Raw genomic sequence first — 26690 nt, 5'->3', positions numbered from 1 at the left:
GGGGGAAGGCAAGAGTCTCGATACGAAGCGGCGGTTTGCCCCATAATCGAACGATCTCGGCCGCCATAGCTCCTACAATCAGGAGCCAACGGCTCAACGTAGATTCCCTCCCATCAGGATGCACATATGCAGGTAGAAAGCTTTTTCGAATGGCTCGGCCAGGCACTCGGTTCGGTGATCCGTTTCATCGTCGACCTGCTCAGCGGCCTGTTCAACACCCTGGCCAATGCCGGCGGCAACTTCGTCGATGGCCTGTCGCGCACCCTGGGCATGGACGCCTCGATCATCAGCATCCTCGCGTTGATCCTCGGGCTGATGTTGCTGTACTCAGCGATCCGCGCGTTCATGCGGGCATCGATCGTCATGGGGATCATCTGGTTGGTGCTGGGGTTGTGGTTGCTGAGTTGGATCATTCACTAAAGCACCCAGCGATCCCAAGCCGAACACAACCTTGTGGCGAGGGGATTTATCCCCGCTGGGCTGCGAAGCAGCCCCAAAACCAGACACTGCAGTGTGTCAGATTCATTGAATCCAACCTTCAAGGGGCTGCTGCGCAGCCCAGCGGGGATAAATCCCCTCGCCACAATGAATCCAAGTTCCGCAGGGAACGATCAGGTGAGAACCCGCTACAATCGCGCTCCATCAAGGAGCCCGCATGTCCAACCTGATCACCGACTGGCGCGACCGCCTCACCCATCGCCGGGTCTGGGCGTTGGCTGCGCCGATGATTCTTTCGAATATTTCCGTGCCGCTGGTGGCGTTGGTGGACAGCACCGTCATCGGCCATTTGCCCCATGCCCATCAGTTGGGCGCGGTGGCGGTCGGGGCGAGTTTGTATACGGTGTTGGCGTGGGCCATGGGTTTCTTGCGCATGGGTTCCACCGGGTTCGCGGCCCAAGCCGCCGGGCGTGGAGATGGAGCGGCGTTGCGCCAGGTGTTGTTGCAAGGCTTGCTGCTGGCGATGGGCTTGGCGGTGCTGCTGGGTGCCGTCGGCGTGCCGTTGAGTGGTGTGGCTTTGCACTTCATGCAGCCGTCCGCCGAGCTCAACCAGTTGACCCAGGACTTCTTTCACACCCGGCTGTTCGGCCTGCCGGCGGCGCTGGCCAGTTATGCGCTGGTGGGCTGGTTCCTCGGTGCCCAGAATGCCCGGGCGCCGTTGGCAATCCTGTTGGTGACCAACCTGGTCAACATCGCCCTCAACCTGTGGTTCGTGATTGGCCTGGACTGGGGCGTGACCGGTTCGGCCCGGGCGTCGGTGATCGCCGAGTGGACGGGGGCGCTGGTCGGCCTGGCCCTGACTCGCCAGACACTCCGCGCCTGGCCGGGACAGATTGCCTGGGCCGCCCTGGGGTTGTGGCAGAGCTGGCGTCCGCTACTGGCGGTGAACCGTGACATCTTCATCCGCAGCCTGGTGCTGCAAGCGGTATTTTTCCTGATCACGGTGCAGGGCGCACGCCTGGGGGATGCGACCGTGGCCGCCAATGCCCTGCTGCTCAATGGCCTGCTGCTGACCGCCCACGCCCTGGATGGCTTGGCCCATGCCGTCGAAGCGCTGTGTGGTCATGCCATCGGCGCCCGCGACCGGCTGGCCCTGCGCCGCTCGCTGGTGGTGGCCGGTGGTTGGTCACTGATCGCCAGCGTCGGCTTTGCGCTGCTGTTTCTGCTCGCCGGCCACTGGTTCATCGCGATGCAAACCAACATCCCCGACGTGCGCGACACGGCTTATCGCTACCTGCCGTACCTGGCGACCCTGCCGCTGATTGCGGTCTGGAGCTATCTGCTCGATGGCCTGTTCATTGGCGCCACCCGCGCCCGGGAAATGCGCAACGGCATGTTGCTGACCCTGGTGTTGACGTTGCCTGTCGCCTGGTCGCTGCAAGGGTTGGGTAACCACGGGTTGTGGATCACGTTTTTGCTGTTCATGGCCTTGCGCAGCCTGACCCTCGGTGCTATCGCCTGGCACTTGCAGCGACGCGACGGCTGGCTCGGCGCCCACGCCCTATAACGTTTCAATCCGGGTGGTCTTGCCACAGCTTGCGCAGATGATCGAGCCGCTCACGCTGCGAATCGCCCATCAGCCCCGATACTGGCCGGGCGTTGGGGTATTGCAGGCGCAACCACAACCAGTCGTCGAGCACCGGTCGCTCGGTAAACCCCAGCGCCAGCCCCTGCTGCAAGTCGGCCCAGAGCAAGCGGTAATCCCGCCCGATGGAACGAGACCATTGCCAGGCATGATGCTCCAGCACGCACCGCTGCAACTGGCTTTGTTGCCGGTCGCTGAGGCCGTGCTCTTTCTCCAGCGCCGTCACCGGCAAGCCGGGATTGGCCAGTTGTTGCCAACCCTGGCTGCCGATCGCCCGGTCGGCCCAAGTGCCTCCGAACCAGCGCAACAGGCTGATCGGACCCAGCCAGCAACTGAGTTCCTGAGGGTCGCAGCCGTCGAAGAAATAGCTGGCGGTGTGCGGGTTGTAATAGCTCAGCAAGGCCTTGTGGTGCAGGCCCAACGTTACGGTGAGCATGCGACGCAGATGCGCCAGCAGTTGCGCGGCTGGCGCCGGGCTGACCACTAACAACCCCGGCCAGGAACGCGCATCCAGATGACAGAGGCTGGCCAGCGCGGGCGATTGCCGCAGGTCCATCAGCAGCGGACTGTGCTCCCGAAGCCCGTGCAATTCGGTGTCTTCGAACAAGACAAACCGCCGGACCTCGGTGAATTGCTCTTGCACAAGCCGCGTCGCCTCGGGTGCGCCCGGTACGTCGAGCAGCAGCCAATGCGACGATGGCCCAGACAGGGCGGCAGCGCTCATGGAGCAACGCCCAGGCCACGCCGCGTGAGCAGGCGGCAAGTGCACACCGGCTGAGCGCAGGGGCTGAAGCTCCCGCCACCGGGCAGCAGGCACAACAACACCAGCGGCTCGGCATTCAGGATCGCCGACATCAGGACCGGGTCAGGTGTGGACGACCAGAGCGCGTCGTGCGCGCTCGCGCTTGCGCAGGGCTCATCCATCAAGTCCGAGGCGGCGGGCCCGTCGAGGAATGCACTGATCAACGGCCGATCCGGGTCTCCTTCGATAAAACTCACCAACACCTCGGTACCGTCACGCAAGCCACCCCCCGCCCCATCGACGGCCAGCTCCGGCGCCAATGGCAACCAACAATGACTGGGGCTGGCCCCCTCCCCCTGATAAACCCAGTCGAACTGCACCGCCACTCGACCCGCCCTTTGCACCGTCGGCTCATCCACTTCCACCACCCAGCCGCGTTGCCGGCTGACCATGCGCGGCTTGGCGGGAACCCGGGACGCCGTGAACGGAACGCCCCAGGGGATGGCCTTGAAATGATTGTCATACCCGCCCGCCTGCGCGCGATGCTCGACCTTCGTCAACAGCCAGCGCTGATTCCAGCCTTCAAAAGGATGGGCCGTCAGCGATAGCACCCGACCAGAATGCAAGTGCATCAGATGGCTGCGGCCCTGGGCAATCTGCTCCCCCAACACATCGGTCTGCACGCTGAAGGTCCGCACCGCAGTGGCCTGCCTGTCGCCCGCATGAATCGCCTCGCCAATGGAGGGAAAACTGCCCGCACTGTCCGCGAACACCAGGCAATGCCCATCCCGGGCGTGCTCGAAATGGAAATGAATACCCGCCTCGGCGCACACGCGCTGAAGAAACTGCAGGTCCGACTCCCGATATTGGGTGCAGAAATCCCGCAGCGGATAATCACCGCTCAAGTCCAGGCACAGGCCGCGCCCGCTGATGCCATGGGCCTTGAGCACCTGGCGGAGAATCTGTGGCACCGAACGGGCACTGAATACCCGTTGATTGAACCGCTGTGCCAGGCAAGCCAGCGTCGGCCCGATACGCACCCGACAACCGCCGCCATGACGGTGCTGGACCAGCTCATGAAGCTGCCCATGCACGCCCCGGCCCGGCGCCCCGAAACTCAACCAGACGCTGCGGTACAGCAGGCCCGCCAAGTCCAGGGTCGGGTCGCTGTTCAACAGCTCCACTTCATAAACGAAGGGCTCGCTGATGGCTTCGCTACCCGTGAAGGCCACGACGACAAAGGGTTCGGGCAGACCGGCTATCTCCAGATGAAAGACTGGCTCGCAGGCTGGATCGGACATCGGCGTTTCTCTACAGGAGGGGCGGCCGGGGATTCTCGCTGAGAGCCATGGCCGAGTAGAGGGCCCAAGTACAAGTTAGGAAAGGGACTACACGAAATAAGGACATCGCCGGTTAAATGCACCAAGGTTCGGAAATAACGGCGGCACAAATAAAAACGCCCTCCAGAACTGTCCGAAAAATCCCGCAACATGCGGTGTAGTTTCTGACAGCCCTGGAGGGCGGTGTTAATCAGCCGAAAAGGCTGAGGCTGTAATCTTGTGGGTCTTTCCCTCAGGAAGACAGGTAGGACGAGCGAGTCAGCCCCAGGCGCAACGCATCCAGGAACTGGGTACGCTCGGCGGCGCTGATGCGGGCGCTGGCGCACTTGTCGCGGTAATGCGTCATCAACTCCTCCGGCGACAGGTGCACGTAGCGCAGCATGTCTTCGATGGTGTCGTGGGTTTCGATACCGGCGTGGTACACGCTGCCGTCGGCGTTCTGGTAGATGTTCACCGAGTCGGTGTCGCCGAACAGGTTGTGCATGTCGCCGAGGATTTCCTGGTAGGCGCCCACCAGGAAGATGCCCAGTAGGTAGTCTTCGCCTGGATTGAGGGAATGGACCGGCAGGCTGGTCTCGATGCTCTGCTCATCGACGTATTGCTTGATCTTGCCGTCGGAGTCACAGGTCAGGTCTTGCAGCACGGCACGGCGCAGCGGCTCTTCGTCCAGGCGATGCAACGGGAGGATCGGCAGCACCTGGCCGATGGCCCAGGTGTCCGGCAGGCTCTGGAATACCGAGAAGTTGCAGATGTACTTATCGGCGAGCTTGTCGTTGAGCTCATCGAGCACCTGGCGATGGGAACGCTGGCGGGCCTTCAACGAGTTGTGCAGGCGCCGGCACACGGCGAAATAGCACTGCTCGGCCAAGGCTTTCTCCGCCAGGGTCAGCTTGCCATCGGCATACTGGGAGGCCACGTCGCTCATGTAGTGCGTGGCGCGCCAGTAGGTCTCGGTGACCATCTCGATATCGGTCGGGCCCAGCAGGTCAACCAGCCATTGCACGGTTTCCGGCAGTTCCTGCTTGTTGTCGATCACCGGCACGTCGTCGTGGTGTTTCTCGACGTCGGTCACCTGCACCACCAGCATCGCGTGGTGGGCGGTCAGGGAGCGGCCGCTTTCGGAGAAGATGTGCGGATGTGGCAGGCTCTGGGCGTCGCAGAACTCCTTGAGCATGCCGACCACGACACCGGCGTAATCGTCCATGTCGTAGTTGATCGAACTGGCATTGCGCGAGTGCGTACCGTCGTAGTCCACACCCAGGCCACCACCGACGTCGATGTGATCCACCGGCAGGCCGAGGTTGCGCAGTTCACCGTAGTAACGGATCGCCTCCTTGAAGCCGTGCTGGTAGTCCGCCAGGTTGGCGATCTGCGAGCCCATGTGGAAGTGCAGCAGGCGGATGCCCTGGTCCAGGCCGGCGGCGCGGAAACGCTCGACCACCGACAGCAGCTGAGCGGCCGACAAACCGAACTTGGACTTCTCGCCACCGGTATCGGCCCACTTGCTCGAGGCCAGGGACGACAGGCGCACCCGCAGGCCCACCTGTGGCTTGACCTTCAGGGCGGCGGCCTCTTCGATCACCAGGCCGACTTCGGACTCTTTCTCGATCACGATGAACACGTTGTGACCCAGCTTCTGGCCCATCAGCGCCAGACGGATGAACTCGCGGTCCTTGTAACCGTTGCAGACGATGGTCCCGCCCTTCGGCGCCAGGGCCAACACGGCCAACAGTTCAGGTTTGGAACCGGCTTCCAGGCCGATGGAGACGTTCTGGGTGGCGATGATGTTTTCGATCACCGCTTCCTGCTGGTTAACCTTGATCGGATAGAGCGCGGTGTACTGGCTCTGGTATTCCAGGCGCGCGATGTTGCTGTCGAACGCGCCAGTGAGCTGACGCACACGGTCTTGCAGGATGTCGGGGAAGCGCACCAACAGGGGCAGCGACAGGCCGCTCTGGCGCAACTGGTCGACTTGCTCGAACAGGTCGATGGGCGAGCTGTCGGGGCCGTTCGGACGAACTTCGACGCGACCGGCGTCATTGATCGCGAAATACCCGGCCCCCCAATGGCGAATCCCGTAAACACTGCGGCTGTCCGCAACTGTCCATTGGCTGCCATCGTCTTTGCGTGTGCGTCGTACGGACATCGAAGTCCCCTATAAAGAAGTCAAAATGCACCATCCGGTCGGAGGCTGGCGCAGTCTAAAGAGTGAAAATGACGAATTGTCTGTCAGCAGGGTAGACCCTGCTCGCAGCGCTGAGTTTAGAAACCCGTTCAGAACAGGCTCTGTGAAAACCATGTGGGCGACCTCGAACGCTGGGTTCGGATCAAGCCGAGGGTGGTTTTCACAGAGGCTGCTAGCCGCCGGATTTCTTTGCCTTGAAACCGTGTTTGGTCAGTTCCGCCAGCAACAGCTCGACGTGATCGCCCTGGATCTCGATGATGCCGTCTTTCAACGCACCACCCGTGCCACAGCGTTTCTTCAACGTGGTGGCCAGTTCCTTGAGCGCGTCTTCGGCCAACGGCACGCCGGTGATCGTGGTCACCGTCTTGCCGCCACGGCCTTTGCTTTCACGGCGCACGCGAGCGATGCCGTCACCTTCGGGGATGGCGGTCTGTTTGCAGATGCAGGCATCCACCGGTTGACGGCAATCAGGGCAATGACGACCGGCGTCGGTAGAAAATACCAGGCCGCCCAGGGCGGCGAAGGATGCGGCTTTTTTGGCCACCGGCAATCCTCTTGGGAGGACGAAGACTGGTCGAGGAGCACAGGCCCCGACCGCGAAGCCCCACTCAGGCAGGGGCAGCGCTACTGGACCGCAGACGCCGGTTCAGCTTGAAAAGTCGCGCAGTGTAACGGCAAAAAGCCAACTTGCTAAGGGCCAATCGGCGCCAATTTATAGCTTCTTTGCGACGCCATCGCCATGGCTGCGCAAATAGCGCTCAAGCGCCGCCAGAGAGTCCGGGCAGTAAGGCTTGCGCTGGATTTCATCGAGCACCTGTTCGACCGGCAGGAAACGCGCCTCGAGGACTTCTTCGGGTTGCAGGATCAGCGGGCCGTCCCACACGGCCGAAAAGGCCGAGCACCACAGGCGACTGCCGGGGTCTTCGAAATAAAAATGGTCGTGGGCCGTCAGTTCGACGCCGCTCACACCCAGTTCCTCGGCCAGCTCACGGGCGGCGGATTCGGCGTAGGTCTCGTCCGCCTGCACCATGCCGCCCGCCGCCACGTCCCAGAACCCCGGGTAGATCGCCTTGCTCAGGGTACGCCGATGCACGCACAGCTCACCGGCGGAGTTGAACAGCATGATGTAGGTGCCGCGTCCGATCAGGCCACGCTCACGCAGATCGGCACGCACCAGGCTGCCGAGCAGGTTGTCGTGCTCGTCGACCCAAGCGATCAGCTCGGCATCCGAGGCCACCCGGTGGGCGACCTCCCGTGGGCTTTCGCTCATGGATCAGCCCTGGTTCAGCAATTGCCGCAAGTCGATCACCGCCGCGTTGGCGCGGGAGATGTAGTTGGCCATCACCAGCGAGTGGTTCGCCAATACACCGAAGCCGCTGCCATTGAGGATCATCGGGCTCCAGACCGGCTCCTGGGAGGCTTCCAGCTCCCGAATGATCTGCCGCACGCTGACTGTGGCGTTCTTTTTCGCCAGCACATCGGCGAAGTCCACCTCGATGGCGCGCAGCAAGTGCGACAGTGCCCAGGCCTGGCCGCGGGCTTCATAGAACACGTTGTCGATCTGCAACCACGGGGTCTCGACCACCTCTTCATCCACCTGCGGCACCTGGCCTGGGGCCGGGACTTCGGTTTTCAGCGAAGTGTTGAGCTTGACCCGGCCGACACTGGCCGACAGGCGCTGGGACAGCGAACCCAGGCGGGTGCCGACATCGCCCAACCAGTTGTTCAGGTTGTCGGCGCGCGCGTAGAACAAGGCGTTTTTCTGGGTCGGGTCGGACAACCGGGCCTGATAACGGCTCAGGGAATTGATGCCTTCCTGGTATTCCGACTCACTGGAGGGCAGCACCCAACTGCGGTTATCAAAGTTGAAACGCGGCTCGGCCTTGGCCAGGTCGGCGTCCTCGGCGGACTGGGACTGGGAGCGGGCGAAGTCCTTGCGCAAGGCGCGGCTCAGGTCGCGGACCTGCACCAGCACACCGTATTCCCAGCTCGGCATGTTGTCCATCCACAGGCCTGGCGGGAAGCGATCATTGGAAATGTAGCCGCCGGGTTTGGTCAGCAGCGTCCCGGCCACGGTCTTGAGGGTCTCGACGGTGGTGTAGCCCACCACCATTTGCCGACCGTCCTTCTCGGCTGCCGCCTGGGCATTTTGCTGCACGGGGAACAGGGCGGGTTCCTGGCTCCAATACCAGCCGACGGCGACGGCCACCAGCAGGTACAGGCCGATCAGCGAGGCCAGTGCCCGGCTGAAAAACAGCCCACCCAGGTAGCTGCGGGTGGCCGATTTCGGTTCGGCGGCACGTTCAGGCGCGCTGCCCGCGCGGTTTTTCCAGTCCAGCATGGCGATGTCCCTTCAATCACTTGAGTTCACGGTTCGACCACAACCCTACGCCATCGTGCCTGATTTGAAACGCGATAATGCGGCGCGAATCATGCCGGCCACGACAGGGCAATCGATCTGCCACTATAAAGGAAGCGTTGCCATCGGCCTACGAGACTAACCGGTCACAAACTGAATTTCGCAGCTAGACATAATATTGACGTATGACATATATGGCCGAGGGAAAGAGGTGCTAGCATAGAGCCACCAGTCGACCTCAGCATGCACCCTAACTAGTAGTCAGGATATGACCGAGCCAGAAGACCCCAGCCGTGAGCGCCTCAAGCACCACTTTGCCCAGCGGGTAATTCATCAGGCTCGTCAGATCCTGGAGATCTGGCAGCGCCTGCAACGCTCGGAATGGTCGAGCACCGATCTGTCCGAGCTTAGCGAAGCCAATCTGCGCCTGCTGCGCTTTGCCGAGCGCTTCGAACAGCCTGAGCACTCCCAGCTTGCCCAGGGCATCAGCCAGTCGCTGCAAGCGGTAGACGCCAATCGCGGGCGCCTGAGCAGTCACCTGATCACCGAAATCAATCGCCTGATGCAGCGCCTGTCCCGCACCGGCCTGCGCCATGGCGACCAACTCGAACAAACCTTCCTGCCACCGCTGCGCAAGCCCATCTACGTGATGCTGCAAGACCATGACCGCGCCGAGCGCCTGGCCAAACAGTTGGAGTTCTTCGGCCTCAGCGCCCTGGCCCTGGACAGTGTCGCGGCGTTTCGCGCCTCGATGGTCGAGCGCTTGCCGGCGGCGATTGTCATGGACGTGGACTTCAGCGGCCCCGGCATCGGCCTGAAGCTGGCAGCCGAAGCCCAGGAAGGCCTGGAGCAGCCGCTGCCGCTGCTGTTCTTCAGCCTGCTGGAAACCGACACCCCGACACGCCTGGCGGCCGTGCGCGCCGGTGGCCAGGAGTTCCTCACCGGCACCCTCGAAGCCTCGAGCCTGCTGGAAAAGATCGAAGTGTTGACCTGCGTCGCCCAATACGAACCCTACAAAGTGCTGATCATCGACGACTCTCGCGCCCAGGCCTTGCACACCGAACGCCTGCTCAACAGCGCCGGCATCGTCACCCGCACGTTGATCGAGCCGATCCAGGCCATGGCCGAGCTGGCGGATTTCCAGCCCGACCTGATCATCCTCGACATGTACATGCCGGCCTGCACCGGCACGGAACTGGCGAAGGTGATCCGCCACAATGACCGCTACGTCAGTGTGCCGATCATTTACCTGTCCGCCGAAGACGACCTGGACAAGCAACTCGACGCCATGAGCGAAGGCGGCGATGACTTCCTGACCAAACCGATCAAGCCCCGGCACCTGATCACCACGGTGCGCAACCGCGCCGCCCGGGCCCGCAACCTCAAGGCGCGAATGGTGCGTGACAGTCTCACTGGGCTCTATAACCACACCCATATCCTGCAACTGCTCGAAGATTGCAGCTTCCGCGCCCGCCGCGAAGGCAAGCCCCTGAGCTTTGCCATGCTCGACATCGACCATTTCAAGCGGGTCAATGACAGCCATGGCCACCCCATGGGCGACCGGGTGATCAAGAGCCTCGCGCTGTTTCTCAAGCAGCGCCTGCGCAAGACCGACTTCATCGGCCGCTACGGCGGTGAAGAGTTCGCCATCGTCATGCCCGATACCGACATCGATGCCGCCTACAAGGTGCTGGATGAAATCCGCCAACGCTTTGCCGAGATTCACTACCCGGCCCAGCCCCATGATCTGTGGTGCACCTTCAGCGCCGGCGTGGTGGAGATGAGCGATGACTGCGACAGCCTGATGATGGCCAGTCAGGCGGACGAAGCGCTGTACCGCGCCAAGCACGCCGGACGCAATCGGGTGCAGGGCGCCCGGCAATCAAAGCAAAGTGCCACCTTTTCATCGGAATCGACCGATTCGGTCATAAACCTGTAACTCAAACGCAATAACTTCAGGCACTTACGATTCTGCCCCCGGTAGACACTTGATGCGCCTGAAGCTGCTGACCAATCTCAATACCCTTCTTTTAGTTGCCGTGTGCCTTGGCCTCGGCGCCACGTTGTGGTGGTCGCAAATCGCCCTGGAGCGCCCCTATCTGCTGATGGAGCGCTACCTGGGCCTGTCGCGACAATTCCAGGGCGACGTGGCGCGCAACATCGAAGACTATCTGGCCAGCGGCGATGCCCTGCGCTTGAGCGCCGCCACCCAGGCGTTGGAAACCCTGCAAAAAGATCTGGATCAGTTCCCGCCGGAACTGGCCAAAACCCTGCGCCCGAGCCTGTCGAACCTCGACGGCTTCAGCAAGACCGATCTGCTGGCTGCCGGCAAACTGGCGGGCGATCCACAGGCCTTGCTGTTGCAGGCCGAACGTGAACTGAGCGCCAGCCTCGATCAACTGGCCCAATACGCCAATGGCGCCCCGGCCTACCTGCCACCGTTGTTCGCCGCATCGCAGCATCTGGGTCGATTGTCCCTTGCGCGGGACAAACTGGTCAGCAGTGGCCGCAGCGAATTGGCCGCCGATGTCGAGCGAGAGGTGGCCAGTATCCGTGCGCAAGCCGAACGCCTGGACGGCCTGCCGCTACTCGGTGTCACGGCCAACAGCGAATCCGGCAGCGATGACTTTGCCGCGCTGATGGGTTTGCAAACCGAGGAAAAAACCGCCGCCGAAGACGCTGGCATCGCCCTCAAGCGTGAGCTCAACAGCCTGCTCGGTCGCTACCCTGCGGAACTGGGACGGACCCGCGAACTGATCCAGAAACGCACTGAATTGAGCAATGCTACGCACCTGAAAACCGCCGAGGTGCAACAGGCAATCGATGCCATGGAGCCTGCGGTTCGCGCCCAACATGGGCAGATCCAGGGAGAGGTGCGCTTGATCCAGGGCGTGATGATTGGCCTGATCCTGCTGATCGCCCTGCTCATCGACACCTTGCAGCGACGCTTGGCGCGGACCTTGACGCACCTGGCACCGGCCCTGTCGACCTGGGCCGAAGGGGACTTCAGCCGTGACATCCGCGTGGGTGCCAGCAACCGCGAACTGCAAGACATCGAAGCCTCGCTCAATCGCCTGCGAGCTTATCTGGTGGACTTGGTGGGCACCATCCGCGTGAACGCCGAGCAGGTCGCCGGCAGCAGCCGGGCCCTGGCCGAGCTGAGTGGCGAACTGCACAGCGGCGCCGAGCATCAGGCCGGTGACACGGCGCTGATCCGTGATTCCCTCAGTGAACTGGAAGCGACGATCCAGCAGGTGGCCGGCGATGCCAGCCAGGCCGCAGACGCCAGCCGTAGCGCCGGGCACGCCGTGGAGCATGGGCAGAAAGTCATCGGCCTGAGCCTCACGGGTCTGCACGCGCTGGTGGGCGAAGTGCAGGGAAACGCGCAAATGATCGAACAGCTAGCCGAGGAATCGGCCACCATCGGCGGTGTGCTGACGGTGATTCGCTCGATTGCCGACCAGACCAACCTACTGGCCCTCAACGCCGCTATCGAAGCGGCCCGCGCCGGGGAGATGGGCCGGGGGTTTGCGGTGGTGGCGGAGGAAGTTCGGTCACTGGCCCAACGCACGGCAGGGGCCACGGCCGAAATCCAGGCGCTGATCGCCCGCCTGCAACTGGCCGCGCGCCAGTCGGTGGACGGCATGCGCGCCCAGGTCGAACACGCCGAAGCCACCGCCAGCCAGGCGCAAGCGGCTGACGGCGCGCTGGATAAAATCGTCGGGGCCATCCAGACCATCTCCGACACCGCAGTGCGCATCGCCGATGTCACCGCCCAACAAAGCGGCGCCGTCAGCGAAATCCGCGATCACAGCGAGCGGATTCACCAACTCGGTGGGGACAACCTGCTGCGCATCGGACAGGGGCGGGAACAGGGCGACAATCTCCTGGTGCTGGGCGGACGTTTACACACGGCCGTGCAGGCATTTCGGGTTTAGCGCCACAGGCTGCATGAACACTGTGGGAGCGAGCTTGCTCGCGATAGCGGCGGGTCAGCTTGCATCGATGTCGGACGTGCCGGCGTCATCGCGAGCAAGCTCGCTCCCACATTGATTCGAGGGAATCCTGGAATTGATGCTCACCTCAGATCCCCTGTGGGAGCGAGCTTGCTCGCGATAGCGGTGGGTCAGCTTGCATCGATGCTGGATGTGCCGCCGTCATCGCGAGCAAGCTCGCTCCCACATTGATTCGAGGGAACCCTGGAATTGATGCTCACCTCAGATCCCCTGTGGGAGCGAGCTTGCTCGCGATAGCGGTGGGTCAGCTTGCATCGATGTCGGACGTGCCGGCGTCATCGCGAGCAAGCTCGCTCCCACATTGATTCGAGGGGGACCCTGGAATTGATGCTCCCACAAGGGTGCGATTTCCAACCGTATGACTGGATCAGAGACCTGGGTCACAAATTTCGCGCAAACATCGGTCATCGTGCTGGCTATTGCAGAGAACTGGACAGTCATAAAGGCTTTGCGGCATAGTCGCCGGGTTCTGACACCTGCTCACAGATAACAAGGAACAGCAGATGGCGACCCTATTGGTCCTGCACGGACCCAACCTGAACCTGCTGGGCACCCGTGAACCGGGCGTCTACGGGGCCGTGACCCTGGCCCAGATCAACCAGGACCTGGAACAACGGGCCCGCACCGCTGGCCATCATTTGCTCTACCTGCAAAGCAACGCCGAATATGAATTGATCGACCGCATCCATGCCGCGCGTGGCGAAGGCGTGGACTTCATTTTGATCAATCCCGCAGCTTTTACGCACACAAGTGTCGCATTACGTGACGCGCTGCTGGCGGTGAGCATCCCATTCATCGAAGTGCATTTGTCCAACGTGCACAAACGCGAACCTTTCCGCCATCACTCTTACTTCTCCGATGTAGCGGTGGGAGTGATCTGCGGCCTTGGCGCCAGCGGTTACCGACTGGCCCTGGAGGCCGCCCTGGAACAGCTTGAAAAACAGGCAACAGCTTGAACAACAAGCGTTAAACGCCCCTGACCGACCCTTGGGAGTTGATGATTCATGGATATCCGTAAAGTTAAGAAACTGATCGAATTGCTGGAAGAGTCCGGCATCGACGAGCTCGAGATCAAGGAAGGCGAAGAGTCCGTACGCATCAGCCGCCACAGCAAGACCCCGGCCCAGCAGTTCTACGCACCGGCGCCGATGCACGCTCCGGCCGCCGCACCTGCTCCGGCAGCAGCGCCCGTTGCCGCCGCGGCTCCAGCAGCACCTGCCGCGCCAACCCTCAACGGCACCGTCGCCCGGTCGCCAATGGTGGGCACGTTCTATCGCAAGTCTTCCCCATCCTCGCCGTCCTTCGTTGAAGTCGGCCAGACCGTGAAGAAAGGCGACACCCTGTGCATCGTCGAAGCCATGAAGATGATGAACCACATCGAAGCTGAAACCAGCGGTGTGATCGAGTCCATCCTCGTTGAAGACGGCCAGCCGGTTGAGTACGACCAACCGCTGTTCACCATCGTTTGAACCGCGGAGAGCTTTCGATGTTGAAACCTGCGAAGTTGGAAAAAGTACTGATCGCCAACCGCGGTGAAATTGCCCTGCGGATTCTGCGTGCCTGCAAAGAGATGGGCATCAAGACCGTCGCCGTTTACTCCAAGGCCGACAAAGAACTGATGCACCTGGGCCTGGCAGACGAATCCGTCTGCATCGGTCCGGCGTCGGCTGCGCACTCTTACCTGCACATCCCGGCGATCATCGCCGCTGCCGAAGTGACCGGCGCCACCGCCATTCACCCGGGCTACGGTTTCCTGGCGGAAAACGCCGACTTCGCCGAACAGGTCGAAAACTCCGGTTTTGCCTTCATTGGTCCGAAAGCCGACACCATCCGCCTGATGGGCGACAAGGTTTCGGCCAAGCACGCCATGATTGCCGCCGGTGTACCTACTGTTCCGGGTTCCGACGGCCCGCTGCCCGAAGACGAAGAAACCGCTTTGCGCATTGGTCGTGAAGTCGGTTATCCGGTGATCATCAAGGCCGCTGGCGGCGGCGGTGGTCGCGGCATGCGCGTGGTGCACAAGGAAGAAGACCTGATTTCCTCGGCGAAACTGACCCGCTCCGAAGCGGGCGCGGCGTTCGGCAACCCGATGGTCTACCTGGAAAAATTCCTGACCAACCCGCGTCACGTCGAAGTCCAGGTGCTGTCCGACGGCCAGGGCCAGGCCATCCACCTGGGCGACCGCGATTGCTCGCTGCAACGTCGTCACCAGAAGGTTCTCGAAGAAGCGCCGGCACCGGGCATCGACGAGAAAGCGCGTGAGGAAGTCCTGGCACGCTGCGTCAAGGCTTGCATCGACATCGGCTACCGTGGCGCCGGCACTTTCGAGTTCCTGTACGAGAACGGTCGTTTCTACTTCATCGAAATGAACACCCGTGTTCAGGTGGAGCACCCGGTTTCGGAAATGGTCACCGGGATCGACATCGTCAAGGAGATGCTCAGCATCGCCGCTGGCAACAAGCTGTCGTTCACCCAGGAAGACGTGGTCATCCGCGGTCACTCGCTGGAATGCCGGATCAACGCCGAAGACCCGAAAACCTTCATGCCAAGCCCAGGCACGGTCAAGCATTTCCATGCCCCGGGCGGCAATGGCGTTCGCGTCGATTCGCACCTGTACAGCGGCTATGCGGTTCCGCCGAACTACGACTCGTTGATCGGCAAGCTGATCACCTACGGGGCGACCCGCGAGGAAGCCATGGCGCGCATGCGCAATGCGCTGGATGAAATCGTCGTGGACGGGATCAAGACCAACATCCCGCTGCACCGCGATCTGGTCCGTGACGAAGGCTTCTGCAAAGGCGGCGTCAACATCCATTACCTGGAACACAAGTTGGGCAACCAACACTGATGTTTCACGTGATGTAAAAAAGACCCCGGTCCACTGGCCGGGGTCTTTTTTTGTCTGCTTTTCAAGAGAGCGGCCAAATGAATCAGCTCAGCGCCACCGTAGGGAACGCGTGGGCTTCGATCTGCTTCGCAGTCGCTGGCCGCCCCTGTGGGGTGAGCACAGCACCACTGGCATTGGCTACCAGCGGTTCGCTACGTACGCGCGTCATGAACCCACGAGCCCGCACCGACACCGGATCAGAACCCTGTTTCGCCCGCGCCAGCACCGGTATGTAGTAGCGTTCGACCTGACTGGCTGATGTCTTGAATACCGTCGTGACGCCACTGCGCAGATCCAGTGAAACACCGTAGGTATTGCCGAAGCAGGACGAATACGACCAATGATCCCAGGTGGGTCGCAGCCCCTGGCGCCGCATCGCCGACCTGACCCGCCCGCCAATGTCAGCCCCCGTCAGCCAGTCGCCACCCACCAGGGTTGCACGAATATCCTTTGCGTTAGCGCCCAGGTGCCGCGTCACGTCCCGCAGACTGCGCTCGATCAGTGCGCGGATATTGTGATCGAAATGGATAACGGCCCCTGCCTTGGTGGTCGGGTTATACAACGACGCGATCACGCAGGTCTGCGCGTTCAGGGAGAACAAATAGTTATCCGCCGCGACCTCGCTGAACCTCGCCACCACGGCCTCGCCCTGCAACGCACCCCTTGAGACATCCGGGAAGACATGACCGGGAAACGCCTCCCGCAGATCATTCACTCGTCCGAGGACAAGCATCTGATCATTGCCCCCTTTCAACCCGACCTCGTTGTGTACCCACTTGCCCTTCCCCACCCTGCGGACGGGCAGGTTGTACAAGGCACCGGGACGACTGGCATCCACCAGGCACAAACCACCGAAGTAAGGGTCTTCCTTCACCTGGTAGTACTTGCCTTTACTGCGGATGTAATAAGTAGTGTGCGGCTGTGATGCGCTGGATGGGCTGCGATAGGTGCCCTGGAAGATGCTCTCCCCGGTTACCAGCTCCAGATTCTCAGGCGCTTTGCCGACCGCCTGTTTCGGCTTGAAACGTATGGGCTGGATCAGCGGCCCGGTCTCTTTGGCAATCAGCGGCGTCACACTTCTCAAGCGCTGCTCGGACAGTGACATGGGCTTCGCGACAAGCTTCAAGCTTCTGGCCGCTCGCCCCAGTAGCGGAGCAAGGGTCCCGCCCCCTAAGGCAGCGAACAATAGGCCCCAGGAGGCCATCAGCCAATGACCCAACGCCCCCTCCGTGTCGCCCTGCCCATGTGCCTCGGCGGCCTGCTTGACGCTGACGACAACAAAGGCAACATCCAGCAGTAAGGCGAAGGGCGGATAAACCAGGCATACGGGAGCCGACGCAAACAGCAGCCCCTTGATGACCTGCTGCCTGATCACCTCGGCGCGACTCTTGGTGACGTCTTCCACATCGCTGATAGCGCGCTCGATGTAGGCGTCGAATTCTGCCTGGATATCGTTCACCCGATTGAATTCACGCAGTGTGTCGACGCCAATGCTCGCCGCCGCCAGCGCCGCCAACGAACGCCTGACGGCCGCGCGGGCGCCGAGCGCGACCCGCTGCAGCACGTAGTCATGCAGGCGCGTGGCGACCGCCCCGGGAAAGTCCTGGTATCGGCGAAACGTGACACCGTCCGGAGCGTCCGGTGTGTACAGCCAATAAGCGCCCTTCGGATCGAAGTAGGCGAAGACGTAGACGCCCATCACGATATGGCCACCGACGGAAAACCTGATCACGCCTTCGCGCTGCACGACGGTCCCCAAATACACCGGACCAGACACTGGCACCGACTCACCCAGAAGGGTGACTTGGCGGGTAAGCCACCAGAACTCGTTCGCGCTCAACTGGGATTTGCCCGTTGCGACACGCAGGTCACGGTCCATCCGGGTCAGCAACAGGCTGCGGTAAGCATTGCGCCGTGCGGTGTATTCAGGGGCACTGGCATCCAGGAACCTGGCACGGACCTCCCGTGCATATTGCTCGCCCACGTAGGCCCGCCGGATATAGGACGCAAGCTCCGCACTGCGGACCTGTCCCAAGTCCTGCCCCACCGATGAGCGCACACCTTTTCTGGGATTGTCGATACCCGAGTTGTCGTCATATCCATGGATGACGAGATCCAGCAGGCTGGCGACCTTCGTCTTGCCGTCCGCCAACCCTGGGTTGTAGTCGATGAGCACCGTTGCAGGATCGACCGGCGCCAGCACACCCTTGCTGCGCATGTAAGGGGCAATCGCTTGCGTGACGATACGCTTGGCGAAATCCACGAAGACTTCGTAGCCCTCCAGCTGCTTATTGAACACGTGCTGATGGACCAGAAGCTCCTGGCTCAAGCTGCTGATGGTTCGCCGGGCCTCCAGCGGCAGGGCGGAGTACCATCGAGGCGATTCGTCCAGCTCCACCTGTGCCAGGTTGTTGTTCAGGCCCATTGCAACGATGTCTTCAAGGCAAGCCTTGAAACCGGCTACCGCGCCCCTGGGATCCTGGCTCGAATCCCAGGTCGCCGGCTTGTCTGCCACGCGGGCAAAATACTCCCGGGCCACGCCTCGATCCCTTGGAGAGATCCGCTGCAGCAGGTACTCGCGACCAGCTTCGCTACGGGTCCAGGCGCCTATCTCCACGCTCACGGCCCAAAGCGAGGGCAATTCGATCCACTCCTGGCCATCCGGTTTGTCGGGGGCGTACAACAGCAGGTCGCCTTGCAGGTCCTCGCGATAGAACAAGAGCAAATCGGCACACTTCAACGTGTTTGGAAGCACCAGACAGCTAACCCGCAGAGCGCTGGCGGACTGCGAAGCTTCGCCCTCCCACAGAGTCTTGAGAGCCTCATGGTGGGTCACCTTCAAATGACCCGCACAACGGGCAATGAACGCACTTTGCTGCAATCGTGCCGTGAACCAATCAAGCATGGCGTCTTTCAGATCCCCTCGGCCATACAGGCCGACCAGTGCCTGCAAGTACCCGGCCGGGGCATCAACATCCGCCAACATTTGACTAATGAACCCTGGCAAAAGCGGCTGGTTACGCAGCATGGCGCCGTTTTCCACCAGGAACACCGACACGGTGTCCGGCCTTATGGGGCCGGCCGCCAGCAACTCGCTCAGGCTACGGGTCTGCACCGGCTGCCCCATCACGCTTCGCCACTGCAATTGCACTCGAATGCTGTCCGGCTCGACGTCCATGTCCCCTGCACGCCTGACATAATCCTTGGCCAGGTGCCGGGCAAAAGCCTGCCGCGAACCCAGGCCATCGAGCAGTCCGTCCAGCAACGCCTGGGCCTGGGAGGTCTGGTCCTGAAAAACCTTCAGCTCTTTACGATCAGCGTCGCTTAGCCCTCGCAACCAATCAGGCAATTGCAAACGTGCGATGGCCTCAAGGCTTTGGCGCTCCTGCGTCGTCGCCAATGCGGTCAATTGACTCATCTGCCGCCAGCGGTGCTGGAGCGCTTCGATTTTCTCCCTGAACTCATCGCCCCCCAGGCCCTCCAGCGGACCAGGCTGGAAAAGCAGGTCGACTGCAGTCATGTGCTCATCGAGCTTGTGCCTGAGCAGCGCTTCAAGCGAGGCGTCGCGCTCCACCATTCGCCAATGACGTCGCAGATAGTCCTTGTAGTGATGAATAAAACCCGAGGCGACACTCTCCACCGCCTGGACGATAACCGCCTGGCGCTCAGCCGGAAAACCCAGGTCAGCCCCATCCGGCCAGCGGTAGGGCGCATCCTGTTCTTCATCGCTAGCCAGCGGTTTCTGATCGATCATGCGTTGCAGCACCGTGTCGAGCAGGGTGCCAATGAAATGCGGATTGATGTTGCCGTGGTAATAGTGGTTGCGCAGCTCGACCAACACATACTCTTCCAGCACCTCCAGCAAGGTCATCTGGCTGCGCAGCCGTGCGTCGATAGCCGACTGCCACCGAGACAATTTCTCCAAGATGGTGTGTGCGGTTGCCACTTGCGGGGAAGATACCGGCCCCGTGCCGTTCACGTTAGTTTGCCGCTCGGCAGTGTTGTCCATCACATTCCTCCCTGTTGTGTGGACCCGCACCTTATCCGCCCGCCAGCACCCGCATGTCATACATATATATATCGAAACACCAACAGGGCGGCGCAAGACTCGCTTATCCACTTTGACGACGACCTGGCGTACACTGCGCGCCTTTGCAGCCCTGCGCTGCCCCCTGTAGATTTTTCCAAAGGTGCCCGCCATGCCTTGGCTGCAAGTACGTCTGGCCATCAGCCCGGAACAAGCCGAAACCTACGAAGACGCGTTTCTTGAAGTCGGCGCTGTATCGGTGACCTTCATGGACGCCGAAGACCAGCCGATCTTCGAGCCGGAACTCAATACCACACCGCTGTGGTCCCACACCCACCTGCTGGCCCTGTTCGAAGGCGGCACCGAGGCAGCCAGCGTGCTGGCCCATCTCGAGCTGCTGACCGGTAGCCCGTTGCCCGAGCATCACAGCGAAGTGATCGAAGACCAGGACTGGGAACGCAGCTGGATGGACAACTTCCAGCCGATGCGCTTCGGCCAGCGCCTGTGGATCGTACCGAGCTGGCACGCCGCACCCGAACCTGAGGCCGTGAACCTGCTGCTGGACCCGGGCCTGGCGTTTGGCACCGGCACCCACCCGACCACCGCCCTCTGCCTGGAATGGCTCGACGGCCAGGACCTCAAGGGCTGCGATGTACTCGATTTCGGCTGCGGCTCGGGGATCCTGGCCATCGCCGCGCTCCTGCTGGGCGCCAAGGAAGCGGTCGGCACCGACATCGACGTCCAGGCCCTGGAAGCGTCCCGTGATAACGCCGGGCGCAACAACATCGCCGAAGCACTGTTCCCGCTGTACCTGCCGCAAGACTTGCCACAGGTCCAAGCCGACGTGCTCGTGGCCAATATCCTCGCCGGCCCGCTGGTGTCCCTGGCCCCGCAACTGTCGAGCCTGGTCAAGCCGGGCGGGCGCCTGGCGCTGTCGGGCATCCTCGCCGAGCAGGGCGAAGAAGTCGCCGCCGCTTATGCCGCGGACTTTGACCTCGACCCAATCGCCAATCGCGATGGCTGGGTGCGCATCACCGGACGTCGGCGCTAGAATGGCCGCCTGTATCGACCGGATTGCCGCATGACTGACAGCTTCGTCACCCAGTGCCCGCATTGCCAAACCAGCTTTCGCGTCAGCCATACTCAATTGAGCGTGGCCCGCGGGGTGGTTCGTTGCGGCTCGTGCCTGCAAGTGTTCAATGCCGCGCGGCAGTTGCTGGAACAACGTGCGGCCAAGGAAACCGTCACGCCCCTGGCGCCGCCGATCAAGAGCCCTGCCGCCGAAGCACCGCCCCGGGCGATCAGCCAGAAACAATGGACCGCCGCCGAGCTGGACCTCGATGATCTGGACAAGGAACTGGCGCGCCTGGAACGGCGCGACAAGCGGGCACCGGATACCTTCGGCCGACGCCATGAAGACAACCTGAGCGCGCAACGCGACCACCTCTCGAACGAGCAGGAGCCCTGGTCCGATAGCCTGTACAGCGAATCTCCTGCCGAGCGCGCCGAAGCGCTCATCCAGCCCCCCGCGGAGCCATTCGAGCCCCATGAGCCCGCCCGGCCACCGCGCACCGAGCCATCCTTGTCCCTGGCGCTTGAACCGCTGGAGCCGGAGGACGAGCCTGTTACCCTGCTCCGCCTGGAACCGGACGACGAGCCCCACGAACACCTTGAGCGCCTGTCGGCCACCGACGACCACGACGACCACGACGACGAGCCCGTGCAATCGGCACCGCTGCGCAAGTCGCGCGAACGCCATGAGCCCGGCCTGCGCGCCGAGGCCCTGCATGACCTGGACGACGATCCCCTGCAACTGGACTGGCGCAAACGCCGTTCGCCCTGGGGCCGCCGCTTGCTGTGGAGCCTGTTGGTCCTGCTCGCCGCCGCAGCCCTGGGCGGCCAGTACATTGCCTACCATTTCGAGGAATTGGCCCGCCAGGACCAATACCGTCCCTGGTTCCTGCAAATCTGCCCGACCATCGGTTGCGACGTGCCGTCCAAGGTCGACATCGCCAAGATCAAGAGCAGCAACCTGGTGGTGCGCAGCCATCCGGAGTTCAGCGGCGCCCTGGTGGTGGACGCGATCATCTACAACCGTGCGCCCTTCTCCCAGCCTTTTCCCCTGCTGGAACTGCGTTTCGCCGACCTCAACGGGCACTTGATCGCCAGTCGCCGCTTCAAGCCCGGGGAATACCTGGGCGGCGATCTCGAAGGCCGCGGCGAAATGCCGCCGCAGACCCCGATCCACATCGCGCTGGACATCCTCGACCCTGGCCCTAAAGCGGTGAACTACAGCCTGAGCTTCCATTCGCCCGAGTGAAGCCGCCAGGGCCGGTCGATTGACGACAGCTTTCTGACTCAGCCCACCCAGACCAAACCGCTGGCGATAACAAAATAGCTGTTCAGATTTTATCCAATTCGACCTTTATCCAGTCATCGAGAGCGGGTATCATGCCAACCCTTTTTCGAAGTCTCATGATCCGGCCCCACTTCAGGGAAGTCCTATGTCGGCGGTACGCATCGGCCCATATACATTGCAGAACGGCCTGGTTCTCGCCCCTATGGCGGGCGTCACCGATCAGCCCTTTCGTCAGCTGTGCAAGCGACTGGGCGCAGGTTTAGTGGTTTCGGAAATGGTCACCAGCGACATGAGTTTGTGGAACACCCGCAAATCGCGTCTGCGCATGATCCACGAAGGCGATCCTGAGCCCCGCTCGGTACAGATCGCCGGTGGCGACGCACAGATGCTGGCGGAGGCGGCCCGGGCCAATGTGGCGTTGGGCGCGCAGATCATCGACATCAACATGGGTTGCCCGGCGAAGAAGGTCTGCAACAAGGCCGCAGGCTCGGCACTGTTGAAAGATGAAGCCCTGGTTACCGAGATCCTGCGGGCGGTTGTCGCCGCAGTCGATGTGCCGGTGACCCTGAAGATCCGCACCGGGTGGGACCGGGAGAACAAGAACGGCCTGACGGTGGCGAAGATCGCCGAACAGTCAGGGATCACGGCGCTGGCGGTCCACGGCCGCACCCGTGCCGACCTGTATACCGGTGAAGCGGAGTACGACACCATCGCCGCGATCAAGCAGGCGGTGTCGATTCCGGTCTTTGCCAACGGCGACGTCGATTCACCCGAGAAGGCCCGGTACGTGCTGGACGCGACCGGTGCCGACGGACTGTTGATCGGCCGGGCTGCCCAGGGGCGGCCATGGATTTTTCGTGAGATCGAACACTTTCTGCGCACGGGCGAAAAGCTCGCTGCGCCGCAGCTGTCCGAGGTGGAACGTATTCTGCTAGAGCATCTGGCCGCGCTGCATGCCTTCTACGGAGAAGTCATGGGTGTACGCATCGCTCGCAAGCATGTGGGCTGGTATCTCGCAACCCTGCCGGGCGCCAGGGAGTTTCGCGCCCGTTTCAATCGTTTGGATGGTACGCAAGCACAATGCGCCGACGTTCAGGCGTTCTTCGCTGAGCGTTACAAGAGCCTGACAGGGGACGAAGGGGTGGCCGCATGACGATGATGACCGAGACTTTAGTGAGTGGAATAACACCCGTGAGCGACAACGTGAATTTGAAACAGCACCTCAACACGCCCAGCGAAGAAGGTCAGACCCTTCGCGGGAGTGTCGAGAAGGCGCTGCACAATTATTTCGCCCACCTTGAGGGCGCTGCCGTCACGGATGTGTACAACCTGGTGCTTTCCGAAGTCGAGGCACCGCTGCTCGAAAGCGTGATGAACTACGTCAAGGGCAACCAGACCAAGGCCAGTGAGCTGCTGGGCCTGAACCGCGGCACTCTGCGCAAGAAACTCAAGCAGTACGATCTGCTGTAAGCATTCAATCAAACCAGAAAGGCGCCCGCGTAAAAAACGGTCGCCTTTTTTGCTGACTTCCCTTGCTTTTGATGGAAATTGAAATGACCGACCAGACCACCCGCCTGCCGATCCGCCGCGCCTTGATCAGCGTCTCCGACAAGACCGGGATCCTCGAATTCGCCCGCGAGCTGCAACAGCTGGGCGTCGAGATTCTCTCCACCGGCGGGACCTTCAAGTTGCTGCAGGACAACGGCGTCGCCGCAGTGGAAGTCGCGGACTACACCGGTTTTGCGGAAATGATGGACGGTCGAGTCAAGACCCTGCACCCGAAGATCCACGGTGGCATCCTGGGCCGTCGCGGCATCGACGACGCCATCATGAACGAACACGGCATCAAGCCGATTGACCTGGTGGCCGTCAACCTCTACCCGTTCGAAGCCACCATCAACAAGCCTGGCTGCGACCTGCCGACCGCCATCGAGAACATCGACATCGGTGGCCCGACCATGGTCCGCTCGGCGGCCAAGAACCATAAAGACGTGGCCATCGTGGTCAACGCCAGCGACTACGCCAGCGTGCTGGACAACCTCAAGGCCGGCGGCCTGACCTACGCCCAGCGTTTCGACCTGATGCTCAAGGCCTTCGAACACACCGCCGCCTACGACGGCATGATCGCCAACTACATGGGCACCGTGAACCAGGCGGCTGAAACTCTGTCGACCGAAGGCCGCAGCGAATTCCCGCGGACCTTCAACACCCAGTTCGTCAAGGCCCAGGAAATGCGCTACGGCGAGAACCCGCACCAGAGCGCGGCGTTCTACGTGGAAGCCAAGCCTGCCGAAGTCGGCATTGCCACCGCGACCCAGCTGCAAGGCAAGGAACTGTCGTTCAACAATGTGGCCGACACCGACGCCGCGCTGGAATGCGTGAAGAGCTTCGTCAAGCCAGCCTGCGTGATCGTCAAGCACGCCAACCCGTGCGGCGTGGCCGTGAGCCCGGACGCCGAGGGCGGCATCCGGCAGGCCTACGAGCTGGCCTACGCCACCGACACCGAGTCGGCTTTCGGCGGCATCATCGCCTTCAACCGTGAACTGGACGCCGAAACCGCCAAGGCCATCGTCGAGCGTCAGTTCGTCGAAGTGATCATCGCCCCTTCGGTCAGCGAAGAAGCCCGCGCCATCGTTGCCGCCAAAGCCAACGTGCGCCTGCTGGCCTGCGGCCAATGGTCGGCCGACCGTGCGCCGGCCTGGGACTACAAGCGCGTCAATGGCGGCCTGCTGGTCCAGAGCCGTGACATCGGCATGATTGGCAGCGAAGACCTCAAGGTGGTGACTAAGCGCGCGCCGAGCGAGCAGGAAATCCACGACCTGATCTTCGCCTGGAAAGTCGCCAAGTACGTCAAGTCCAACGCCATCGTCTACGCCAAGAACCGCCAGACCATCGGCGTCGGTGCCGGCCAGATGAGCCGCGTGAACTCGGCCCGTATCGCCGCGATTAAGGCTGAACACGCCGGCTTGCAGGTACAAGGCGCGGTCATGGCCTCCGACGCGTTCTTCCCGTTCCGCGACGGCATCGACAACGCGGCCAAGGTCGGTATCACCGCGGTGATCCAGCCGGGTGGCTCGATGCGTGACGCTGAAGTGATCGCTGCGGCAGATGAAGCCGGCATCGCCATGGTATTTACTGGCATGCGCCACTTCCGTCACTGATACACCCTGATCGAAATGTGGGAGCGGGCTTGCTCGCGAATGCAATCTGTCAGTGACGTTGATGTTGACTGACACACCGCTTTCGCGAGCAAGCCCGCTCCCACAGAAAAGCATCTCTGCGGTGCTCCACAGAATTAGCGTCATCCGAGGTTTTTGAAATGAATGTTTTGATCATTGGCAGCGGTGGCCGTGAACACGCCCTGGCCTGGAAAGTGGCTCAGGATCCCCGCGTGCAGAAGGTTTTCGTGGCGCCGGGCAATGCCGGCACGGCCATCGAAGCCAAGTGCGAAAACGTCGCCATCGACGTGCTGGCCCTGGAGCAACTGGCTGATTTCGCCGAGAAGAACGTCGCACTGACCATCGTCGGCCCGGAAGTACCGCTGGTCGCCGGCGTGGTAGACCTGTTCCGCGCCCGTGGCCTGGACTGCTTCGGCCCGACCGCCGGCGCCGCGCAGCTGGAAGGCTCGAAAGCGTTCACCAAGGATTTCCTGGCGCGTCACAAGATCCCGACCGCCGATTACCAGAACTTCACCGAAATCGAACCCGCCCTGGCTTATCTGCGGGAGAAAGGCGCGCCGATCGTGATCAAGGCCGACGGCCTGGCCGCCGGTAAAGGCGTGATCGTCGCCATGACCCTGGCCGAGGCCGAAGAGGCCGTGCGCGACATGCTGGCCGGCAATGCCTTCGGTGACGCCGGTTCCCGGGTGGTGATCGAAGAGTTTCTCGACGGCGAGGAAGCCAGTTTCATTGTCATGGTCGATGGCAAGAACGTCTTGCCGATGGCCACCAGCCAAGACCACAAACGTGTCGGCGACGGCGACAGCGGCCCGAACACCGGCGGCATGGGTGCCTATTCCCCGGCCCCGGTGGTCACCGCCCAAGTGCATCAGCGGGTCATGGACCAGGTGATCTGGCCGACCGTGCGCGGCATGGCCGAAGAAGGCAACGTCTACACTGGCTTCCTGTACGCCGGCTTGATGATCGACAAGGCTGGTAACCCAAAAGTCATCGAATTCAACTGCCGTTTCGGCGATCCTGAGACCCAGCCGGTGATGCTGCGCCTGCAATCGAGCCTGGTGCTGCTGGTTGAAGCCGCCCTGGCCCAGGCGCTGGACAAAGTCGAAGCCCAATGGGATCCGCGTCCAAGCGTCGGCGTGGTATTGGCGGCAGGCGGTTACCCGGGCGACTACGCCAAAGGTAGCGTTATTCAGGGCCTGGACGCCGCGGCCCGACTGGAAGGCAAGGTTTTCCACGCAGGCACCGTCTTGAAGGATGGCCAAGTGGTGACCGCCGGCGGTCGCGTGCTGTGCGCCACCGCCATGGGCGCCAGTGTCGACGCCGCCCAGCAGCAAGCCTACAAGCTTGCCGCCGAGCTTGATTGGGAAGGCTGTTTCTACCGCAAGGACATTGGCTACCGCGCCATTGCCCGCGAGCGCGGCGAAAATCTGGAATAACCCGGTCATTCAGCCAGGCAAGGGTCGGTGGCCCTTGCCTGTCTACTCGGGCGCCGCGCATAGTTATAATCTGGCAT

20 protein-coding genes are annotated in these 26690 nt (G+C 62.2%); 13 read left to right on the top strand and 7 right to left on the bottom strand.

What is annotated here, in order from left to right; all coding sequences use genetic code 11:
- Positions 1-126 precede the first annotated feature (126 nt).
- Together CD58_RS03195 and CD58_RS03190 are read left to right on the top strand one after the other, a co-directional pair.
- On the top strand, positions 127-420 hold the full coding sequence (locus tag CD58_RS03195; protein ID WP_025211633.1) for a hypothetical protein: 294 nt from the start codon (positions 127-129) through the stop codon (positions 418-420).
- 235 nt (positions 421-655) lie between these two features.
- Entirely contained in the window at positions 656-2005 is a 1350-nt protein-coding gene (locus CD58_RS03190) for an MATE family efflux transporter (protein ID WP_025211632.1), read from the top strand.
- Positions 2006-2009: 4 nt separating this feature from the next.
- Here CD58_RS03190 and CD58_RS03185 read toward each other — a convergent pair whose 3' ends face one another.
- The 6 genes from CD58_RS03185 to CD58_RS03160 form a co-directional block, all read right to left on the bottom strand.
- Positions 2010-2807 carry a DUF4123 domain-containing protein gene (locus tag CD58_RS03185; RefSeq protein WP_025211631.1) on the bottom strand — a complete coding sequence of 266 codons (798 nt, stop codon included), beginning with the start codon at positions 2805-2807 and terminating at the stop codon, positions 2010-2012.
- Entirely contained in the window at positions 2804-4126 is a 1323-nt protein-coding gene (locus tag CD58_RS03180; RefSeq protein ID WP_025211630.1) for a type VI secretion system Vgr family protein, read from the bottom strand. Before CD58_RS03180 ends, CD58_RS03185 begins: the two co-directional genes overlap by 4 nt.
- 271 nt (positions 4127-4397) lie before the next feature.
- Complete coding sequence (speA, locus tag CD58_RS03175) at positions 4398-6311, bottom strand: arginine decarboxylase (RefSeq protein WP_025211629.1); 1914 nt, start codon at positions 6309-6311, stop codon at positions 4398-4400.
- A 211-nt stretch (positions 6312-6522) separates the two neighbouring features.
- Entirely contained in the window at positions 6523-6894 is a 372-nt protein-coding gene (locus tag CD58_RS03170) for a translation initiation factor Sui1 (RefSeq protein WP_025211628.1), read from the bottom strand.
- Positions 6895-7062: 168 nt separating this feature from the next.
- A complete protein-coding gene (locus CD58_RS03165) occupies positions 7063-7620 on the bottom strand; it encodes an NUDIX hydrolase (RefSeq protein WP_025211627.1) in 558 nt (185 codons plus the stop codon).
- A 3-nt stretch (positions 7621-7623) separates the two neighbouring features.
- Positions 7624-8691: a DUF2333 family protein gene (locus tag CD58_RS03160; RefSeq protein ID WP_025211626.1), complete on the bottom strand. Its 1068-nt coding sequence runs from the start codon at positions 8689-8691 to the stop codon at positions 7624-7626.
- A 286-nt stretch (positions 8692-8977) separates the two neighbouring features.
- Between CD58_RS03160 and gcbA the strand changes: the two genes are divergently transcribed.
- The 5 genes from gcbA (at position 8978) to accC (ending at position 15573) form a co-directional block, all read left to right on the top strand.
- Complete coding sequence (gene gcbA / locus CD58_RS03155) at positions 8978-10648, top strand: diguanylate cyclase GcbA (protein ID WP_025211625.1); 1671 nt, start codon at positions 8978-8980, stop codon at positions 10646-10648.
- Positions 10649-10700: 52 nt separating this feature from the next.
- Complete coding sequence (locus CD58_RS03150) at positions 10701-12647, top strand: methyl-accepting chemotaxis protein (RefSeq protein WP_025211624.1); 1947 nt, start codon at positions 10701-10703, stop codon at positions 12645-12647.
- Between the two features lie 581 nt (positions 12648-13228).
- Positions 13229-13681, top strand: a complete 453-nt coding sequence (aroQ, locus tag CD58_RS03145) for a type II 3-dehydroquinate dehydratase (protein ID WP_003197425.1) — start codon at positions 13229-13231, stop codon at positions 13679-13681.
- 48 nt (positions 13682-13729) lie between these two features.
- A complete protein-coding gene (accB, locus tag CD58_RS03140) occupies positions 13730-14194 on the top strand; it encodes an acetyl-CoA carboxylase biotin carboxyl carrier protein (protein ID WP_025211623.1) in 465 nt (154 codons plus the stop codon).
- Positions 14195-14211: 17 nt separating this feature from the next.
- The gene (gene accC, locus CD58_RS03135) at positions 14212-15573 is read left to right on the top strand and encodes an acetyl-CoA carboxylase biotin carboxylase subunit (RefSeq protein WP_025211622.1); all 1362 of its coding nucleotides are present in this window, start codon (positions 14212-14214) and stop codon (positions 15571-15573) included.
- 82 nt (positions 15574-15655) lie between these two features.
- Here the strand turns inward: accC and CD58_RS03130 are convergent, their stop codons facing one another.
- Entirely contained in the window at positions 15656-19621 is a 3966-nt protein-coding gene (locus CD58_RS03130; RefSeq protein ID WP_025211621.1) for a dermonecrotic toxin domain-containing protein, read from the bottom strand.
- 190 nt (positions 19622-19811) lie between these two features.
- On the opposite strand from CD58_RS03130, the gene prmA reads away from it, so the two are divergent.
- The 6 genes from prmA to purD all read left to right on the top strand — a co-directional run bounded on the left by prmA (position 19812) and on the right by purD (position 26613).
- A complete protein-coding gene (prmA, locus tag CD58_RS03125; RefSeq protein WP_025211620.1) occupies positions 19812-20690 on the top strand; it encodes a 50S ribosomal protein L11 methyltransferase in 879 nt (292 codons plus the stop codon).
- A gap of 30 nt (positions 20691-20720) precedes the next feature.
- The gene (locus tag CD58_RS03120; RefSeq protein WP_025211619.1) at positions 20721-21959 is read left to right on the top strand and encodes a DUF3426 domain-containing protein; all 1239 of its coding nucleotides are present in this window, start codon (positions 20721-20723) and stop codon (positions 21957-21959) included.
- 184 nt (positions 21960-22143) lie between these two features.
- A complete protein-coding gene (gene dusB, locus CD58_RS03115) occupies positions 22144-23151 on the top strand; it encodes a tRNA dihydrouridine synthase DusB (protein ID WP_025211618.1) in 1008 nt (335 codons plus the stop codon).
- Positions 23148-23468, top strand: a complete 321-nt coding sequence (gene fis, locus CD58_RS03110; protein WP_025211617.1) for a DNA-binding transcriptional regulator Fis — start codon at positions 23148-23150, stop codon at positions 23466-23468. The genes dusB and fis overlap by 4 nt, the downstream gene beginning before the upstream one ends.
- A gap of 83 nt (positions 23469-23551) precedes the next feature.
- Positions 23552-25159 carry a bifunctional phosphoribosylaminoimidazolecarboxamide formyltransferase/IMP cyclohydrolase gene (purH, locus tag CD58_RS03105; protein ID WP_025211616.1) on the top strand — a complete coding sequence of 536 codons (1608 nt, stop codon included), beginning with the start codon at positions 23552-23554 and terminating at the stop codon, positions 25157-25159.
- A gap of 158 nt (positions 25160-25317) precedes the next feature.
- Positions 25318-26613 carry a phosphoribosylamine--glycine ligase gene (gene purD, locus CD58_RS03100; RefSeq protein WP_025211615.1) on the top strand — a complete coding sequence of 432 codons (1296 nt, stop codon included), beginning with the start codon at positions 25318-25320 and terminating at the stop codon, positions 26611-26613.
- The last annotated feature ends 77 nt before the right edge of the window (positions 26614-26690 follow it).

This window comes from Pseudomonas brassicacearum, assembly GCF_000585995.1.
Lineage (GTDB): Bacteria > Pseudomonadota > Gammaproteobacteria > Pseudomonadales > Pseudomonadaceae > Aquipseudomonas > Aquipseudomonas brassicacearum_A.
Note: the sequence above shows the minus strand (reverse complement) of the source record. Positions and strands in the feature narration are given on the sequence as shown.

Excerpts from the sequence above, each read along its gene's own strand:
- CD58_RS03195 (WP_025211633.1), top strand. The coding sequence starts at position 127 with ATGCAGGTAGAAAGCTTTTTCGAATGGCTCGGCCAGGCACTCGGTTCG.
- CD58_RS03190 (WP_025211632.1), top strand. The coding sequence starts at position 656 with ATGTCCAACCTGATCACCGACTGGCGCGACCGCCTCACCCATCGCCGG.
- CD58_RS03185 (WP_025211631.1), bottom strand. The coding sequence starts at position 2,807 with ATGAGCGCTGCCGCCCTGTCTGGGCCATCGTCGCATTGGCTGCTGCTC.
- CD58_RS03180 (WP_025211630.1), bottom strand. The coding sequence starts at position 4,126 with ATGTCCGATCCAGCCTGCGAGCCAGTCTTTCATCTGGAGATAGCCGGT.
- speA (WP_025211629.1), bottom strand. The coding sequence starts at position 6,311 with ATGTCCGTACGACGCACACGCAAAGACGATGGCAGCCAATGGACAGTT.
- CD58_RS03165 (WP_025211627.1), bottom strand. The coding sequence starts at position 7,620 with ATGAGCGAAAGCCCACGGGAGGTCGCCCACCGGGTGGCCTCGGATGCC.
- CD58_RS03160 (WP_025211626.1), bottom strand. The coding sequence starts at position 8,691 with ATGCTGGACTGGAAAAACCGCGCGGGCAGCGCGCCTGAACGTGCCGCC.
- gcbA (WP_025211625.1), top strand. The coding sequence starts at position 8,978 with ATGACCGAGCCAGAAGACCCCAGCCGTGAGCGCCTCAAGCACCACTTT.
- CD58_RS03150 (WP_025211624.1), top strand. The coding sequence starts at position 10,701 with ATGCGCCTGAAGCTGCTGACCAATCTCAATACCCTTCTTTTAGTTGCC.
- aroQ (WP_003197425.1), top strand. The coding sequence starts at position 13,229 with ATGGCGACCCTATTGGTCCTGCACGGACCCAACCTGAACCTGCTGGGC.
- accB (WP_025211623.1), top strand. The coding sequence starts at position 13,730 with ATGGATATCCGTAAAGTTAAGAAACTGATCGAATTGCTGGAAGAGTCC.
- accC (WP_025211622.1), top strand. The coding sequence starts at position 14,212 with ATGTTGAAACCTGCGAAGTTGGAAAAAGTACTGATCGCCAACCGCGGT.
- CD58_RS03130 (WP_025211621.1), bottom strand. The coding sequence starts at position 19,621 with ATGGACAACACTGCCGAGCGGCAAACTAACGTGAACGGCACGGGGCCG.
- prmA (WP_025211620.1), top strand. The coding sequence starts at position 19,812 with ATGCCTTGGCTGCAAGTACGTCTGGCCATCAGCCCGGAACAAGCCGAA.
- CD58_RS03120 (WP_025211619.1), top strand. The coding sequence starts at position 20,721 with ATGACTGACAGCTTCGTCACCCAGTGCCCGCATTGCCAAACCAGCTTT.
- dusB (WP_025211618.1), top strand. The coding sequence starts at position 22,144 with ATGTCGGCGGTACGCATCGGCCCATATACATTGCAGAACGGCCTGGTT.
- fis (WP_025211617.1), top strand. The coding sequence starts at position 23,148 with ATGACGATGATGACCGAGACTTTAGTGAGTGGAATAACACCCGTGAGC.
- purH (WP_025211616.1), top strand. The coding sequence starts at position 23,552 with ATGACCGACCAGACCACCCGCCTGCCGATCCGCCGCGCCTTGATCAGC.
- purD (WP_025211615.1), top strand. The coding sequence starts at position 25,318 with ATGAATGTTTTGATCATTGGCAGCGGTGGCCGTGAACACGCCCTGGCC.